Here is a 16339-nt window from a genome sequence, read left to right as displayed (position 1 = left end):
CGGATTGTGCCATGGCAACCCTGCTACGCCCCCTTGTCTTCACCGCTGCCCTGCTGAGCTGCACCCTGGCCAGCGCTTCCAGCATTGTCACCTTCAGCCCGCAAGGTGAGATCAAGACCGTCAGCCAGGTGCGCGCCAGTTTCAGCGACAGCATGGTGGCGCTGGGTAACAGCGCTGCCGCCGCGCCATTCAGCTGGTCGTGCTCGCTCAAGGGCCAGGGCCACTGGGTGGACGACAAGACCTGGGTGCTGGACATCAGCGCCATGCCGCCGGCCAATACCGACTGCCGCTTCAATCTCAAACCCGGCCTGAAAGACATGCAGGGCGGCGTGCCTGGCGGTGTGCGGCAGTTCCGTTTCTTTACCGGGCTGCCGGTCATCAGTAATAGCTGGCCTGATCCCGGCCATATCGAGGAAGATCAGGTCTTTGCGCTGCAGTTCAATGCACGGGTGGTCGAGGCCGGCCCCTTGTTCTGCCTGTCTTCTGCTTCGCCGGAGCGCTTGCCCGCGCAGCCGGTCAGTGCGGCCGAGCGCGGCATCCTGCTCAAGCATCTGCGGCTGGAGAACGAGGCCGCCAGCGTGGCCACCGTGCGCTGCAGCCAGCGCCTGCCAGCGGATAGCAAGCTGACCTTGCTGCATCCGCGCGGCAATGCAATGGCGGACAAGCTGAATTTCCAGGTGCGGCCGCCCTTTACTGCCGCCCTTAGCTGCCAGCGCGAAAATGCGCGCGGTGCCTGCATTCCCTTTGCCTCGATTACTCTCAACTTCACTTCGCCGGTACCGGAAAAGCTGGCCATGGCCATCCGGCTGCGTGGCAGTGAGGGTGAGCGCAAACCGGCAGCGGTGAAAAACAGCCATGGCGAACCGGTGGACAGCGTGCGTTTCGATCCACCGTTTCCGCCACTGGAAAACTTCAGCCTGGTGTTGCCGGACAAGCTGCGTGACGAGGTGGAGCGCCCGCTGGCCAATGCTGCCCGCTTTCCGCTGGCGGTGAAGCTGGCCGACTATCCGCCACTGGCCAAGTTTGCCGCTGCCCCCTTCGGCATTATCGAATCCGGCCCGGATGCCGCCCTGCCCATTACCCTGCGCGGGGTGGAAGCCGGCCTGAACATCAAGACGGTGCAACTGGGCGGGCAGGCGCTGCGCTTGTCCGACGACCGGCAGATGCTGCAATGGCTGAACAAGGTGGAGCGCTATCATGAGTCGCGCATTCCCAACAAGGCGGGCAAGGAGGTGGAAAGCCGGCGGCTGTCACTGCTGAGCCACGAGCGCGCCGCGCAGCCACTGAAGCTGCCCACCCAGCCGGATGCCCAGGGCAAATGGCCGTTCGAGGTGGTGGGCATTCCGCTGCCCAAGCCGGGCCTGTACGTGGTGGAGGTGTCCTCGCGCCTGTTGGGCAAAGCGCTGCTGGCTGCCGACAAGCCGATGTATGTGCGCACGGCGGCCCTGGTCAGCAATCTGGCGGTGCATCTGAAGCGCTCGCCGGAAAATGCGGCGGTGTGGGTGACTACCCTGGACAAGGGGCGGCCGGTGCCGGATGCGCACATCGCCGTGTATGACTGCAAGGGCGCCACCCTGTGGCAGGGCCGTACCGACAGCAAGGGCGTGGCCTTTGTCGGCAGCCGGCTGGACGAGGGCAGCTGCGAGCACGGCGACGAGCAGTCTTCCGGCTTGTTCGTCACTGCCCATGCCCGTGATGCCCAGGGCAATGAGGATGTGTCCTTTGTCCGTTCCGGCTGGAACCAGGGCATCGAGTCCTGGCGTTTTCCCTTCCCCACGCGCAGCGACGCCGCCCCGGCCCTGCTGGCGCACAGCATTCTGGACCGCAGCCTGTTGCGTGCCGGTGAAACCGTGTCGATGAAGCACCTGCTGCGGGTGCAAAGCAGCCGTGGCCTGTCGTTGCTGAAAGCCGGACAGCTGCCGCAGCAGTTGCGCATTGTGCACGATGGCAGCAGCGACGAATTCGTGCTGCCGCTGAGCTGGCGGCAAGGGCGCTATGCCGAAAGCAGCTTTACCCTGCCACGCGAGGCCAAGCTGGGTGAATACACCCTTTATCTGGAACGCAAGGGCAGTCGCAGTAGCGGGGACACGGGCCAGGCATCGAGTCCCGAGCTGGATGGCTACTCGCTGCACAGCGGTAGTTTCCGGGTGGAAGAGTTCCGGCTGCCGGTGATGCGTGGCCGGATCAGCAGTGCGCGTGACGCCGGCATTGCCGCCAGCAGCCTGCCGTTGAACGTGTCGCTCAGCTGGGGCAACGGCGGCCCGGCCAAAGGCTGGCCGGTGGAAGTCAGCGCCATGCTGACGGAAAGCTATGGCCACTGGAAGGGCTACGACGACTACAACTTTTCTGCGCCGCAACGCAGCCGCGAACAGCGCGACAGTTCGCTGGATGGCAAGGTGGTGCTGGACAAGGCCGCCGTGGTGCTGGATGGCAACGGCAACGGCAAAACCATGGTCAACGGCCTGCCCAAGCTGGACCGCCGCTACGATCTGCAGGCCGAAGCCGCCTATCGCGACCCGAATGGCGAGGTGCAGACCATCAGCCGTCGCCTGGCGCTGTGGCCATCCGCCCTGCAACTGGGCATCAGCGTGGAAAGCTGGATGAACAGCGGGCGCGAAGTCCCGCTCAAGGTGGTGGTGCTGGATACCACCGGCAAGCCGGTGGCTGGCCGCAAGGTGCAGGTCAGCCTGCGTGAGCATCGCTATCTGTCCAGCCGCAAGCGGCTGGTGGGCGGCTTTTACGCCTGGGAACACAATGAAGAAGTCGCGGACAAGGGCCAGGTGTGCAGCGGTAGTAGCGATGCCCGTGGTCTGCTGTTGTGCGATATCAGCCTGAAGGATGCCGGTGAAATGGAGCTGGTGGCCCAGGCCCAGGATGACAAGGGCAATCTGGCGCAGGCCGCCCAGCAAGTATGGGTGAGCGAGCATGACGAGCTGTGGTTCGATGTCGACAACAACGACCGCATCGATGTGCTGCCGGAGAAAACCGACTACGCCCCCGGCGATATCGCCCGCTTCCAGGTGCGCATGCCTTTTCGCAAGGCCACGGCCTGGGTCGGCATCGAGCGCGACGGCATCATGGAAACCCGCGTGCTGGAACTGGAAGGCAAGCAGCCGGTGATCGAACTGAAGGTCGAGCCGGACTGGACGCCCAATGTTTATGTGTCGGTGCTGGCCATCCGTGGCCGGGTGCGCGAAGTGCCGTGGTATTCCTTCTTTACCTGGGGCTGGAAAACACCGGGCGAGTGGTGGGATGCCTACTGGCATGAAGGGCGGGATTATACCCCGGCCACGGCGCTGGTGGATCTGGCCCGGCCGGCCTTCAAGTACGGCATTGCCGAAATCCGCGTCGGTGATGCCGCCAAGCGGCTGGCGGTGGAAATCAGCCCGCTGCGCAAGAGCTATGGCATCCGTCAGCCGGTTGAGGCCGACATCAAGGTCAAGCTGCCCAATGGCAAACCGGCACCGGCCGGCACCGAAGTGGCTTTTGCCGCGGTGGACGAAGCCCTGCTCGAGCTGCAGCCCAATCGCAGCTGGGAGCTGATGCAGGCCATGTACCAGCGCCACAGTTACGGGGTGGAAATCGCCACGGCGCAGCAGCAGGTGGTGGGCAAGCGTCACTTTGGCCGCAAGGCCTTGCCGCCGGGTGGTGGTGGCGGCAAGGCACCCACCCGCGAACTGCTGGACACCCTGCTCAGCTGGCAGCCGCGCGTGGTGCTGGATGCCAATGGCCACGCCCGGGTGCGTTTCAATACCAATGACGCCCTCAGCCGCTTCCGCCTGGTGGCGGTAGCCGATGTCGGGCGCGACCAGTTCGGCACCGGCGAGGCCGGCATCAATGTGGTACAGGATGTGCAGATCAGCGCTGGCATTCCGCCGCTGGTGCGCAATGGCGACCAGCTACAGGCTGGCATCACCGTGCGTAATGGCAGCGATCATCCCTTGCAACTGCAAGTTCAGGCTGCGGCCGAAGGCTTGCCCTCACTGCCGCCGCAGGCCATCAGCCTGCCGGTGGGCGAGTCGCGCTGGGTGAGCTGGCCGGTGACCGTGCCGGCCGAGCTGTCGCAGCTGAAATGGCAATTCCAGGCCAGCGAGCGCAATGGCAAGGCCAGCGACCGGCTGGCAGTAGCCCAGCCGGTGGAGCCGGCTGTGCCGGTGACGGTGGAGCAGGCCAGCCTGCAACGACTGGCTCCGTCCCTGTCGCTGCCCGTGGCCTTGCCACCTGCAGCCCTGCCGGGGCGCGGGGGCTTGCGCATCAAGCTGCAGGACCGCCTGGGCAGCAGCTTGCCGGCGGTGCGGCGCTGGTTTGCCGAATATCCCTATCACTGCCTGGAACAACGTAGCGCGGTGGCGCTGGGGCTGGGCGACAAGGCTGCCTGGCAGGTGCTGGGGCAGGAGCTGCCGCTGTATCTGGATGGCAACGGCCTGGCGGCCTACTTCCCGCTGGGCGAGGGCGCGGCCGACCGGGGCAGCGATATCCTGACTACCCATTTGCTGGCCGTGGCGCACGAAGCCGGGGCCAGCCTGCCGCAAGCCGGCAGCCAGCGCATGCTGGACGGGCTGACCGCCTTTGTCGAAGGCCGCATCAAGCGCGAGCTGTTGTCCTCGCACCAGGATCTGGATGCGCGCCGGCTCAGTGCCATGGAGGCGCTGGCGCGCTATGGCCGCTTCCGTCCGGCCATGCTGGAAGTGCTGGAACTGAACCCGCAGAAAATGAGCACGGCGATGCTGCTGGACTGGCTGAGCCTGCTGGATCGCGCTGCCACCATTCCCCAGCGCGCCAGCCGGCTGGTGGAAGCGACCAATCTACTGCGGGCGCGGCTGACTTATCAGGGCAGCCACATGGGCTTTACCACCGAGGCCGCCGACAATGCCTGGTGGCTGATGGGCAATGGCGATGTCAATGCCGCACGCCTGTTGCTGCTGGCCAGCCGTCGCCCGGAATGGCAGGCCGATGTGCCACGCCTGCTCACCGGCCTGCTGGCGCGGCAGAACAAGGGCCACTGGCAGACCACCACTGCCAATCTGTGGGGCAGCCTGGCAGTGGCGCAGTTCTCGCGCCAGTTTGAAAACACCCCGGTCAGCGGCAGCAGCGTGCTGAGTCTGGAAGGCAGCAGCCAGAAGCTGGCCTGGCCGCAGGCAGGCAATCAGGCCGCCGTGTTGTTGCCGTGGCCGGCTGGCGGACGCGGCACGCTGCAACTGAGTCATCAGGGCAGCGGCGCCCCCTGGGCCACGGTGCAGGCCGAAGCGGCGGTGGTGTTGAAGAGCCCGCGTTACGCCGGCTACAGCATACGCAAGACGCTCACCCCCATCAGCCAGCACACCGCCGGCCGTTATCAGGTGGGGGATGTGGTCAAGGTGACGCTGGAGATCACCGCGCAGAGTGATATGAGCTGGGTGGTGGTGGATGATCCGATTCCGGCCGGGGCCAGCATCCAGGGCAGCGGGCTGGGCCGGGATTCGCAAATCGCCGGCGCGGCCGCGCGGCAAGGCGACAGTGCCGATTATGTCGAGCGGCGCTTTGCCGGTTATCGCGCCTATTACGGTTTCGTGCCGCGCGGCAGCCTGAAAGTGGAATACAGCATGCGGCTGGGCAATGCCGGGCTGTTCCAGTTGCCCCCGACCCGGGTCGAGGCGCTGTATGCGCCCGAGGTGTTCGGCATGTTGCCCAATGCAGCTTTCCGTGTGATCGATGGCCAGTAAGGGAGGGCGTGGCGCGCTGTTGCTGGCGGCGCTGCTGTTGAGCGGCCCCTGCCTGGCGCTGCCCGGCTTTGCGCAAGTGAAGGCGGCATGGCGCTCGTCGGATGTCATCGTGCAAGACCGCCACGGCCAGCCGCTGCAGCGCTGGCGGGTGGACAAGCAGGGGCGGCGACAGGACTGGGTCAGCCTGGTCGATACCTCGCCGGCCTTGCGTCAGGCGCTGGTGCTGTCGGAAGACAAACGCTTCTACCAGCACAGCGGGGTGGACTGGTCCGGGGTGGCTGCCGCGGCCTGGGGCAATCTGTGGAATACCCGTACCCGTGGTGCCTCCACCCTCACCATGCAGCTGGCCGGCTTGCTGGATCAGCAACTCAAGGCCGGGCGCAATGGCCGCAGCCTGTGGCAGAAAATGGGCCAGAGCTGGTCTGCCGCCGAACTGGAACAGCACTGGAGCAAGGCGGAAATCCTGGAGGCTTACCTGAATCTGGTGGCCTTCCGTGGCGAGCTGGTCGGCCTGTCTGCCTTGTCGTCCACTCTGTTTGGCAAGCTGCCTTCCGGGCTGAACCAGGAAGAATCCGCCATCACCGTGGCGCTGATCCGCGCCCCGAATGCAGCAGTGGAAAAGGTGTCGGCCCGCGCCTGCCAGCTGCTGCACGATCTGGGCCAGTCAGCACGTTGCGATGTGGTGGCCATCCATACCAGCCAGGCGCTGGCGCGCAGCCGCGCCGCCAATCCGCAGGCCGAGCAGGACGCGCCGCACTTTACCCGCAAGCTGTTGCAGCGCCAGCCCATGGCGCAGGGCGGGGTGGTGCGCAGCACGCTGGACCAGCCCCTGCAGCGTTATGCCACTAGCGTGCTGCGCCGGCAATTGGCCGCACTGGCGCAGCGCAATGTGCAGGATGGTGCGCTGGTGGTGCTGGACAATGCCAGCGGCGACATCCTGGCCTGGGTGGGTTCCAGCGGTGCCGCGCTGTCCAGTGCGGCCGAGGTGGATGGCGTCACGGCGCTGCGCCAGGCCGGTTCCACCCTGAAGCCCTTTCTGTATCAGCTGGCCTTGCAGCGTCGTTATTTGACTGCGGCCTCCTTGCTCAATGACAGCCCGCTGGATTTGCAGACCGGCAGCGGCTTGTATGCTCCGCAGAATTACGCCAAGGATTTCAAGGGTCTGGTGTCGGCGCGCACCGCGCTGGCGGCCTCGCTGAATGTGCCGGCAGTGCGGGTGATCGAAATGGTCGGGCCGCAGGCGCTGCGCGACCGTTTGACGCAGCTGGGGCTGAGCAGCCTGCAACAGGACGGCGAGTATTACGGCTACAGCCTGGCGCTGGGGGCGGCCGACATCCGCCTGCTGGAACTGGCCAATGCCTACCGCACCCTGGCCAACCAGGGGCGTGCCTCGGCATTGCGCTGGACCATGGCCGATCCGCCGCCGCGCTGGCAGCGGCAGCTGGATGCCGCCAGCAGCTTCATCATTGCCGACATCCTGTCCGACCGCACCGCCCGCGCGCGCACTTTTGGTCTGGACAGCGTGCTGTCCACCCGCTACTGGAGCGCGGTGAAAACCGGCACCAGCAAGGACATGCGCGATAACTGGGCGGTGGGTTTCTCGCGCCAGTTCACCGTGGCCAGCTGGGTGGGCAACAGCAATGGCGAACCGATGTGGGATGTGTCCGGCATGCATGGTGCCGCACCAATCTGGATGGCCGTGCTGGACAAGGCGCAAAGCAGCACCGGGCCATCGCTGCCACCGTCAGTGCCGGCCGGCGTGGTGCGTCAGTTGGTACGTTACCGTGGTGGCGAGGAGGCCGAGCGCCAGGAGTGGTTTCTGGCGGGCAGCCAGCGCAGCCTGATCGAGAGCGCGGACAGCAAGGCCACGGCGCAAAGCCCGGGCATCGTGTCCCCGCTGGATGGCAGCATTTTTGCCATCGATCCGGATATTCCACCGGCCAATCAACGGCTGCTGCTGCGCGCTCGTGGTGTGGTGGCGGCACAGTGGTGGCTGGATGGCAAATGGCTGGGCAAGGGCGCGGCCTTGCGCTGGTTTCCCTGGCCGGGCCGGCACCGGCTGGAGCTGCGCGATGGCAAGGGCAACAAGGTGGAGGCCGTCGGCTTCGAGGTGCGGGGTGCCATGCTCAAGCCGCCAGCCCGGCCGCCGGGGCGCAGCACGCCCCCCGGCATGCCGCACTAGGGCGGCAGGGCCTGCACTGCAATACAGATCGCGTCGACAGGCCCTGGCCAGCGGCTTCAGCGCTGCCAGTTCAGCTGGGTCCAGCCGTGCTGGGCAGCCACTGCCGCCAGTTTCGGGTCGGCATTCACGGTATGGGCCTGTTCCACTGCCTGCAGCAGCGGCACATCGTTGATGGAGTCGCTATAGCCATGGCTGCCTGCCAACGCAGCCCCGTGCTGCGTCAGCCAGTCTTGCAGGCGCAGCACCTTGCCGTGTTGATAGGTCAGCACGCTATGGGTGCGGCCGGTATAGCAGCCATCGTGGGTTTCCAGGCAGATGGCCAGAAAGTCGTCCGCCCCCAGAAAGCGTGAAATCGGCCCCACCAGATGCTCGCCAGTGGCAGAAATCACCAGCAGGGTGCGCCCCTCCGCCTTGTAGCGCGCCAGTGTTTCCCGCGCGGCCGGAAAGACGATGGGCGCGATCTTGTCGGCGATGAAGCGTTCCACCCACTCGGCCATGTCCGCCATGCTGCGGCCCTGCATCGGCTGCAGGGTGAATTCCATATAGTCTTCCATGCGCAGTTCGCCACGGCGGTAGGCTGCCATCAGCTCGGCCTCGCGCGGCAGCATGTCGGCAGCGGCCAGGCCGTGTTCCACCATGAATTGCAGCCACAGGCTGGAGCTGTCGCCGTCAGTCAGGGTGTCGTCCAGATCAAAAATGGCCAGCATCAGCGTACCTCGCGCATGTCGTCGCGGCTGATTTGCAGCCTGACTTCGGTGCCGGCGGGCATCAGGTCGCTGGCCGTGCGGTTCAGCCGGTCTACCTGCAGGGTGATGCCGGCGCTTTCAATCTGGTAGCGGATGATATTGCCCAGCAGCTGGTGCTGGCGGATGGTGCCGGCCAGGGTGCCATCCTGCTGGCTGTGGCCGTCCAGCACGTGAATGGATTCCGGGCGGATGGCCAGGTGGCCGCTGATGTTCAGCCCCAGCAGGCGGTTGGTGTCGGCAGCGCCCAGCAGGTTGTAATTGCCCATGAAGCGGGCGACAAACTCGGTGGCCGGTTCGGTGTAGACGATTTCGGCGCGGCCTTCCTGCTCCACCTTGCCCTGGTTCATCACGAAGATGCGGTCGGACATGGTGAGCGCTTCTTCCTGATCGTGGGTGACGAAAATGGTGGTCAGGCCAAGGCGGCGCTGGATGTCGCGGATCTGCTCGCGCAGGTTTTTGCGGATGCGAGCGTCCAGTGCCGACAAGGGTTCGTCCAGTAGCAGGATGCGTGGCTCCACCACTAGCGCGCGCGCCAGTGCCACCCGCTGACGCTGGCCGCCGGACAATTCGTGCGGGTAGTGGCTCTCCTTGCCGGACAGCTCCACCAGCTTGATGACCTCGGCCACCTTGCGCTTGATGTCATCGGCCGGGCATTTGCGCATTTTCAGGCCAAAGCCGATGTTCTGCGTCACGTTCATATTGGGAAACAGCGCATAGCTCTGGAACACCATGCCGATGCCGCGCTTTTGTGCGGCCTGGTGGGTGATGTCCTCGCCGCCGACGCAGATGCGGCCGGAGGTAGGGGTTTCAAAGCCGGCGATCATGCGCAGTACCGTGGTCTTGCCACAGCCGGAGGGGCCGAGGAAAGTCACGAACTCGCCCTGTTCGATACTCATGTTGAAGTCGTGCACCACGACGTGGTCGTCGAAGCGCTTGTGCAGATTATTGATGGTGAGATAGGCCATGCTGGTTCCTTGAGTTCTGTCTGTGCTCAGGCCGTCTTGCGGGCCGGGCGGGCATTGCGGGCGAATACCTGGATCAGCCCCATCGAGGCCCAGGTCACCATGAAGGCGATGATGGCCAGCGCCGAAGGCTCGTAAGCCCGGTTGGCACCAATCAGCTGCAGATAGGGGCCGAAGGCCGGGCGGCCCAGCAGGCTGGCCATGGTGAATTCGCCAATCACTACCGCAAAGGTGAGAAAGGCGCCGGACAGGATGGCCGATTTCACATTGGGAAAGATCACCTGCAGCAGGATGCTGGGCCAGCTGGCACCCAGGCTCTCGGCCGCTTCGGTCAGCGTGCGCACGTCGATGGCCCTGAGGCCGGCATCGACGGAGCGGTACAGATAGGGCAGCGCCAGCGTGACATAGCTGCACATCAGCAGCAGGTCGGTGGCGCGCTCGTTGCCGGTCAGCGGCAGCCAGGAGCTGCTGTTGTACAGCTTGAGGTAGCCAAACACGATGACGATGGCCGGAATCACCAGCGGCAGCAGGGTGATGAACTCCACCAGCGGCCGCAGCCGTGGCAGTTTCAGCTGAATCCAGTAAGCGGTGGGCACCACCAGCAGGATGCCGACGATGATGGTGAGCACCGCCATCAGCGTGGAATAGCCAAAGGTAGCCTGAAAGCCGGGGTCGGCCAGCACCACCTTGTAGGCCTCGAAGCTGTAGCCGTCGCGGTTCATCTTCAGGCTGAATTCGAAGGTAGCGATCAGCGGCAGTACAAAGTAGAGGGTGCCGATGGCAATGGCCACCCAGGCGCCCAGTCGGGATGTCGATTTCATTCACGCCCCCTTTCGGCGCGGCTGCGCAGCCAGATATAGCCGGCATTGGACAGGCCGGTCACCACGATCATGCCCAGAGCCAGGGCGTAGCCCAGGTTCTGGTCGTGCAGCACGTCGCCGCGAATCTGCGCATACAGCAGGATGGGCACGATGTTGAGCGAGCTGCCGGTGAGCGCATAGGCCGTGGCCACCGCGCCAAAGGCATTGGCAAACAGCAACAGCGCCGAGCCCATGATGCTGGGCCACAGAATGGGCAGGGCAATATGCCACCAGTAGGCCACGCTGCTGCCGCCCAGGCTTTCGCAGGCTTCGCGCCATTCGGCACGCAGGCCATCGATGGCCGGGGTGACGATCAGCACCATCAGGGGAATCTGGAAGTACAGGTAGGTCAGCGTGAGGCCCAGAAAACTGAGAATGGAAAAACCGCTGCCGTAGAGGTCAATGTCGGCATAGTTGCGCAGCAATACCGTCACCAGGCCCATGCGGCCCAGGGTGGACAGGAAGGCGAAAGACAGGGGAATGCCGGCAAAGTTGGAAGCCACGCCGGAAAAGGTCATCAGCGTGGGGCGTATCCATTGCGGCAGGCCGCCCTGAATGGCGGCCAGCGCCAGCGCCAGACCGATTACCGTGCCGCCCAGCGCCGAGGCAGCGCTGACTTCAAAACTGATCCAGTAGGCCGACAGAATGCTGTCGTCGAACAGTTTGGCGATATTGCCCAGGGTGAAATGGCCGTCGGCATCCTGAAACGCGCCTATCATCAGCGTGGCGGTGGGCAGGATCAGAAACAGCAATGCAAACAGGAAAAACGGTGCCACGCCCAGCCAGTTGAGCGAAGACAGCGTCAGGCCCTTGCGGATCTGGCCTGTCCCGGGCTCGGGATGGTGGGTGAGGGAATCGGGTGAAGTACTCATCCGTGGTGCAGCCTCGTGTACAAGGGAGTGCCCGGCATCAGCAACGGTGGAGCCGGTGGGCTGCCGCTGCCTTGCTGTTGTACTGCCACGCGGGCAGGGTCGGGTCTGGTCCCTGATGGGTGGGATCAAAAACCGTCATGGCCGTTTGCACGGCCATGAGGTCTGGGTGCTCAGATGCTGGCGGGCTTACTTGACGTTGCTGCCCACCACGCTGTCCCACTGTTTGGTGATGGTGGCCTTGTACACTTCCTGTTGTTCCAGGGTGGGGAACACGGCCTTTTTGTAGCTGGCGGCAGCCGGCAGCTTGGACAGCAGGTCAGCCGGTACTTTCTTGCGCGCAGCCAGGTCGTTGAAACGGCTCGGGTGGCAATAGCCCTTCAGCCAGCCCAGTTGGCCTTCGTCGGAGTACAGGTATTCCATCCACAGCTTGGCGGCATTCGGGTGCGGGGCGTAGGCGCTGATGGCCTGTACATACACGCCAGCCACCACGCCGGATTTCGGCACCACTACAGCCACTTTCGGGTTGCCCTTCAGGGTGTCGCGGTCGGCCAGGGCGTTGTAGTCCCAGCGTACGATGATGGGGGTAGTGCCCTGGGCCAGCGAGGCAGCCTTGCCGATCACCGGCACGAAGTTGCCGCTCTTGTTCAGCTGCGAGAAGAATTTCAGGCCGGCATCGGCGGCCTTGGCCGGGTTGCCACCTGCTTGCGACAGGCCGGCAGCGTACACGCCCATGATGGCCTGGTTGGCGGTGCGCGGGTCACCGGCCAGCGCCACAGCGTTCTTGTATTCCGGTTTCAGGAGGTCAGCCCAGTCGGCCGGTACTTTCTTGATGATGTCGGTATTCACTTCGAAGGCCAGCACGCCGTAGTAGTCGCCGTACCAGAAGCCATCCTTGTCCTTCACTTCAGCCGGAATGCTGTTCCAGGTGGAAACCTTGTACGGCTGGATCAGGCCAGCGGCCTTGGCCTGCGGGCCGAAGGACAGGCCAACGTCGATCACGTCCGGCGCTTGCGGGCCCTTATTGCCCTTGTTGGCCTTGATGGCTTCGATTTCATCGCCGGAGCCGGCGTCCGGATTCAGTTCGTTCACCTTGATGCCGTATTTGGCCTTGAAGCCGGCCACCAGGTCGCCATAGCCACACCAGTCATGCGGCAGGCCGATGGTGGTGAGCTCGCCTTCCTGTTTTGCCGCCTTGATCAGGCTGTTCAGATCCTGTGCATGCACAGCGGAAGCACCAACACTCAGTGCGGACAATACAACTGCGGCCATCAGCTTCTTGTTCATTGGTTCCATCCTTTGGACTAGGTCAATATGAGCAGGGCGATCATAGGCAGTGCAGGTGACGAAATGATGTGAGGCAAGTTTCAGTTCCGTGTCTATTGTGTGAAGTCTTGCGTGCGACCTGTTTTGGTCATATTCCGACATGCTGTCGCAGGCTTGTCATTTGAGTTTGCTAAACACTAAGCTCCAGTCAAATCAATATGGACTAGTCCAGAGCATGTCAGTAGAAAATAACCAGACACAAGTCGCCCGGATAAGACAGTCCCTGCTGGCACAGATCGAAGGCGGACTGCTGCCGCCCGGCGGCAAATTGCCGTCCGAACGCAGCTTGTCCGAGCTGTTCGATACCACCCGTATCACCCTGAAGGATGCTCTGCTGGCGCTGGAGGCCGAAGGCTGCATCTACCGCGAAGACCGGCGTGGCTGGTTTGTCGCCCCGCCCCGGCTGGAATACAACCCGCAGTACCGGGTGCATTTCCAGCAGATGGTGCAACAGCAGCAGCGGCGGGTGGATACCCGGGTGCTGTCGGTGCGCAGCATGGTGGCGACACCGGCGATGAGCCAGCGGCTGCAATTGTCGGCGCTGGCGCGGGTGTTGCAGATTTGTCGCCAGCGCAGCCTGGATGGCCGCGTGGTGATGTATGTCGAGCACTATCTGAAGCCGGAATGCTTTCCCGGCATCATGAACGAAGACCTGTCGCAATCGTTGACCGAGCTGTACCAGACGCGTTACGGCCTGCATTACCGCCGTTCGCGCTTCGACATCACTCCGACAGCCGCGCGCGGCGAGGTGGCACAGGCACTGATGCTGGCCGATGGCAGCCCCATCCTGCGCATCACCCGCATCAACTACGACCAGCAGCAGCGCATCATTGATTGCGATGTCGAGTACTGGCGGCACGATGCCATCCGCTTGTCGGTGGACAGCCAGTTGCCGACAGAGCCAGGTGATCTGGGTATTACGGTCATGCCAATGGGTTGATGTGTGAATTATTTGTCATTTTTGTCATGAATTAACAATTGCACACAGTTCCATTACAAATGCTTACCAAGCGATACAGCATGGCTACAGACCGGCAATGACTGCGTGCGACATGCTGCAAGCAGTTCCTCATTTCCGGAGAGCATTCAATGAAAGCGCAAATCCTGCGTAGTGGCCGCTGGCTGATGCTGGCCGCCGCTGTGTCTGGCCTGAGTGCCTGCGTGGTGGTTCCGCCGCGCACCCAGGTCGTCTACAAGCCCGCCCCGGTGGCTGTCGCCCCGCACTGGAATCCTGCCGAACACCCCTATTACGGCCATGCCATGAGCGATCTGCGCCAGGCGCGTGCTCTGCTGGCGCGTCCGGATGTGCAGCCAGTGCAGGATGACGAGCGCTGGGCCGTCGGTGCCATCGATGCCGCCCTGAAGGAAATGACCCAGGCCTCGATCCAGGACGGCAAGAACCCCTGGCAGCCACAGCCCATTGATACCCGGCTGAACTCCACCGACCGCTTCCATCAGGCCCTGCAATTGCTGGAACAGGCCCGGCGCGATGCCAGCCACCGCGAGGATGATCCCTGGGTGCGCGATCTGCAGGGGCGCATCCTGCATCACATCGACGATGCTCACCGCGCCACCCAGCAAGCCATTGCCGACGCACTGCGTTGAGCCAGGCTGTCACACCACTGCTTCGCAACCATAACAAAGCCGCTTGTAATCAAGGAGAACAACCATGTTGATCCTGAAGAAATCTGTCGCCAGCCTGCTGCTGGCTGGCCTGGCCCTGTTGGCAACGGGTACGGCGATGGCCGACGACTGGCACGGCAATGACTGGCGCCCGGACATGCAGCGCGAGTGGCGAGAGGGCATGCCCTGGCGCTTCGAGCAGCACCACTGGCAGCCGGAGCAGCATCCTTACTACAGCCATGCCATGACCGACTTGCGCATCGCCCGCGATTTGCTGTCCCGTCCGGACCAGCCACGTGTCGAGCAGGGCGAGCGCCGTGCCGTGGAAGCCATCAACCAAGCCCTGCATGCCATGCATGATGCGGCTATTGATGATGGCAAAGACCCCTTCCAGCGCATGCCGCCGGATGCACAGTACCGCCCGGACGACCGTTTCCATCAGGCGCGGCGCCTGCTGGACAAGGCCAGGCAGGATGCCAGCCATGAGGAAGATGACCCCTATCTGCGCGGCCTGCAGCATTACATCATCGGCCAGATTGCTGTTGCCCAGCATGCTGTGAATGACGCCATCAACGAAGCATTGCGCTAAGACTCGCTAACAAAACCCCCGCGCCTGCGTTGCGTCTCCTTGCCGTACTCTTGGTACTGTCTGCGCTGGCGCGCCCTGGCCCAGGCTCTCTGCGAGGTTTTGTTCGCGGCGTTAAACCTTCACCGCTGCGTCCCCCCGCCACAGCCCGACTGTCGCGGGGGTTTTTACTGCCAGGCGGGCGGCTTGCCGCCAAGTTGCCGGTTTTGCGCTACCATGCCGGCTGTTTGATGTTGACCAAGGATGCAACCATGACCCGCCTGCTTGTCCTCTATAGCGGAGGCACCATTGGCATGGACCACAGCCCGGATGGCCTGGCCCCGGTGCCGGGCCTGCTGCCACGGCTGCTGGAACGTTTTCGCACGCCGGCGCTGGATTTCGATGTGCTGGAATACCCGCAGCTGATCGACTCGTCGGCCATCATGCCGGCGCAGTGGCAGCAACTGCTGGATGACCTGATTGCCCGCTATGCCGACTACGACGGCTTCGTGGTGATCCACGGCACCGACACCATGGCCTATACCGCCAGCGTGCTGGCCTTTGCCCTGCAAGGCCTGGCCAAGCCGGTCATCGTCACCGGTTCACAACTGCCGCTGGTGCATCCGCGCTCCGATGGCTGGAGCAATCTGGCCGATGCACTGGAAGCCGCCAGCCAGCCCGATCTGCACGAAGTGTGCATTGCCTTCAATCGCCTGCTGTTGCGCGGCTGCCGTGCGCGCAAGCTGGATGCGGCCAGCTTTGCCGGCTTTGCCAGCCCCAATGCGCCGGCCTTGGCCAGCTTTGGCATCCAGGCCCAGTGGCAGCGCCAGCACTGGCTGACGCGCACTGGCGCTTTTGCCCCGGTAAAGCTGGATGTCTCGCTCAAGCTGGCCACCTTTTTCCTGACTCCCGGCTATGCCAGCACGCTGGCGGGCCAGATCATGCAGGATGGCGAGCTGGATGGCGCAGTGCTGATGAGCTATGGCAACGGCAATACCCCGGCTGATGCGGCCTTGCTCGCTGGTGTGGCCGCGCTGACGGCGCGTGGCGGTGCCGTGCTGAACATCAGCCAGGTGGTGCATGGTGCGGTCGAAGTAGGGGCTTATGCGGCGAGCCAGCCATTGGCGCGGGCCGGGGCGGTGGCCGGGGCAGACCTGACGCCAGAAGCGGCCACAGCCAAGCTGCTGGTGCTGTTGTCGCAGGGTTTGCGTGGCGAGGCCTTGCGCCAGCAGCTGGCTACCCCGCTGCTGGGTGAGAGCAGCTAAGCTTGCCAGGCTAGTCTGTAGTAAAGAACAAGGGCGTGCCTGCGGCACGCCCTTGTTGCTGTCCGGTGCAATAAATTGCCTAAAAAATAAGCGGTCTGATTTTTCATTGCCAGATCAGTAGCTTGCCCATGCTATCCACAAGCCCTCCACACCGTGGTACACGCGGGGTGGGGAAAAACATGGCAACTGCCCAAAAAACAGGCAATGGCAGAAAGCCTGTTACCACTCAATGGTTTAGA

General features: G+C 63.9%; 11 protein-coding genes. 6 read left to right on the top strand and 5 right to left on the bottom strand.

The window, feature by feature from the left end; translation table 11 throughout:
• Positions 1-11 precede the first annotated feature (11 nt).
• A complete protein-coding gene (locus DBR44_RS06140) occupies positions 12-5702 on the top strand; it encodes an alpha-2-macroglobulin (RefSeq protein WP_124643040.1) in 5691 nt (1896 codons plus the stop codon).
• The gene (gene pbpC, locus DBR44_RS06135; RefSeq protein WP_124643038.1) at positions 5692-7884 is read left to right on the top strand and encodes a penicillin-binding protein 1C; all 2193 of its coding nucleotides are present in this window, start codon (positions 5692-5694) and stop codon (positions 7882-7884) included. Before DBR44_RS06140 ends, pbpC begins: the two co-directional genes overlap by 11 nt.
• A gap of 56 nt (positions 7885-7940) precedes the next feature.
• On the opposite strand, the gene DBR44_RS06130 is transcribed toward pbpC, so the two are convergent.
• The 5 genes from DBR44_RS06130 to DBR44_RS06110 all read right to left on the bottom strand — a co-directional run bounded on the left by DBR44_RS06130 (position 7941) and on the right by DBR44_RS06110 (position 12608).
• Complete coding sequence (locus tag DBR44_RS06130; RefSeq protein ID WP_233578394.1) at positions 7941-8591, bottom strand: HAD family phosphatase; 651 nt, start codon at positions 8589-8591, stop codon at positions 7941-7943.
• Positions 8591-9595, bottom strand: a complete 1005-nt coding sequence (locus DBR44_RS06125; RefSeq protein WP_124643035.1) for an ABC transporter ATP-binding protein — start codon at positions 9593-9595, stop codon at positions 8591-8593. The genes DBR44_RS06130 and DBR44_RS06125 overlap by 1 nt, the downstream gene beginning before the upstream one ends.
• Positions 9596-9621: 26 nt before the next feature.
• Positions 9622-10413, bottom strand: a complete 792-nt coding sequence (locus DBR44_RS06120) for an ABC transporter permease (protein ID WP_103524931.1) — start codon at positions 10411-10413, stop codon at positions 9622-9624.
• Positions 10410-11324 carry an ABC transporter permease subunit gene (locus DBR44_RS06115; RefSeq protein WP_124643033.1) on the bottom strand — a complete coding sequence of 305 codons (915 nt, stop codon included), beginning with the start codon at positions 11322-11324 and terminating at the stop codon, positions 10410-10412. Before DBR44_RS06115 ends, DBR44_RS06120 begins: the two co-directional genes overlap by 4 nt.
• Before the next feature lie 186 nt (positions 11325-11510).
• The gene (locus DBR44_RS06110) at positions 11511-12608 is read right to left on the bottom strand and encodes an ABC transporter substrate-binding protein (RefSeq protein WP_124643031.1); all 1098 of its coding nucleotides are present in this window, start codon (positions 12606-12608) and stop codon (positions 11511-11513) included.
• 214 nt (positions 12609-12822) lie between these two features.
• Between DBR44_RS06110 and DBR44_RS06105 the strand changes: the two genes are divergently transcribed.
• From DBR44_RS06105 to DBR44_RS06090, 4 genes are all read left to right on the top strand, one after another.
• A complete protein-coding gene (locus DBR44_RS06105) occupies positions 12823-13587 on the top strand; it encodes a UTRA domain-containing protein (RefSeq protein WP_124643029.1) in 765 nt (254 codons plus the stop codon).
• Between the two features lie 149 nt (positions 13588-13736).
• Positions 13737-14252: a hypothetical protein gene (locus DBR44_RS06100; RefSeq protein ID WP_124643027.1), complete on the top strand. Its 516-nt coding sequence runs from the start codon at positions 13737-13739 to the stop codon at positions 14250-14252.
• Between the two features lie 64 nt (positions 14253-14316).
• Positions 14317-14859 carry a hypothetical protein gene (locus DBR44_RS06095; RefSeq protein ID WP_124643025.1) on the top strand — a complete coding sequence of 181 codons (543 nt, stop codon included), beginning with the start codon at positions 14317-14319 and terminating at the stop codon, positions 14857-14859.
• A 248-nt stretch (positions 14860-15107) separates the two neighbouring features.
• Positions 15108-16100 carry an asparaginase gene (locus tag DBR44_RS06090; protein ID WP_124643024.1) on the top strand — a complete coding sequence of 331 codons (993 nt, stop codon included), beginning with the start codon at positions 15108-15110 and terminating at the stop codon, positions 16098-16100.
• Positions 16101-16339 lie beyond the last annotated feature (239 nt).

The sequence above is a fragment of the Aquitalea sp. FJL05 genome (assembly GCF_003852595.1).
GTDB lineage: Bacteria > Pseudomonadota > Gammaproteobacteria > Burkholderiales > Chromobacteriaceae > Aquitalea > Aquitalea aquatilis.
The sequence above is the reverse complement of the archived record's forward strand: the minus strand, read 5'-3'. Positions and strand labels throughout refer to the sequence as shown.

What these genes read in the sequence shown, in the direction of transcription:
- DBR44_RS06140 (WP_124643040.1), top strand. Translation starts at nt 12, where the DNA reads ATGGCAACCCTGCTACGCCCCCTTGTCTTCACCGCTGCCCTGCTGAGC.
- pbpC (WP_124643038.1), top strand. Translation starts at nt 5,692, where the DNA reads ATGGCCAGTAAGGGAGGGCGTGGCGCGCTGTTGCTGGCGGCGCTGCTG.
- DBR44_RS06130 (WP_233578394.1), bottom strand. Translation starts at nt 8,591, where the DNA reads ATGCTGGCCATTTTTGATCTGGACGACACCCTGACTGACGGCGACAGC.
- DBR44_RS06125 (WP_124643035.1), bottom strand. Translation starts at nt 9,595, where the DNA reads ATGGCCTATCTCACCATCAATAATCTGCACAAGCGCTTCGACGACCAC.
- DBR44_RS06120 (WP_103524931.1), bottom strand. Translation starts at nt 10,413, where the DNA reads ATGAAATCGACATCCCGACTGGGCGCCTGGGTGGCCATTGCCATCGGC.
- DBR44_RS06115 (WP_124643033.1), bottom strand. Translation starts at nt 11,324, where the DNA reads ATGAGTACTTCACCCGATTCCCTCACCCACCATCCCGAGCCCGGGACA.
- DBR44_RS06110 (WP_124643031.1), bottom strand. Translation starts at nt 12,608, where the DNA reads ATGAACAAGAAGCTGATGGCCGCAGTTGTATTGTCCGCACTGAGTGTT.
- DBR44_RS06105 (WP_124643029.1), top strand. Translation starts at nt 12,823, where the DNA reads ATGTCAGTAGAAAATAACCAGACACAAGTCGCCCGGATAAGACAGTCC.
- DBR44_RS06100 (WP_124643027.1), top strand. Translation starts at nt 13,737, where the DNA reads ATGAAAGCGCAAATCCTGCGTAGTGGCCGCTGGCTGATGCTGGCCGCC.
- DBR44_RS06095 (WP_124643025.1), top strand. Translation starts at nt 14,317, where the DNA reads ATGTTGATCCTGAAGAAATCTGTCGCCAGCCTGCTGCTGGCTGGCCTG.
- DBR44_RS06090 (WP_124643024.1), top strand. Translation starts at nt 15,108, where the DNA reads ATGACCCGCCTGCTTGTCCTCTATAGCGGAGGCACCATTGGCATGGAC.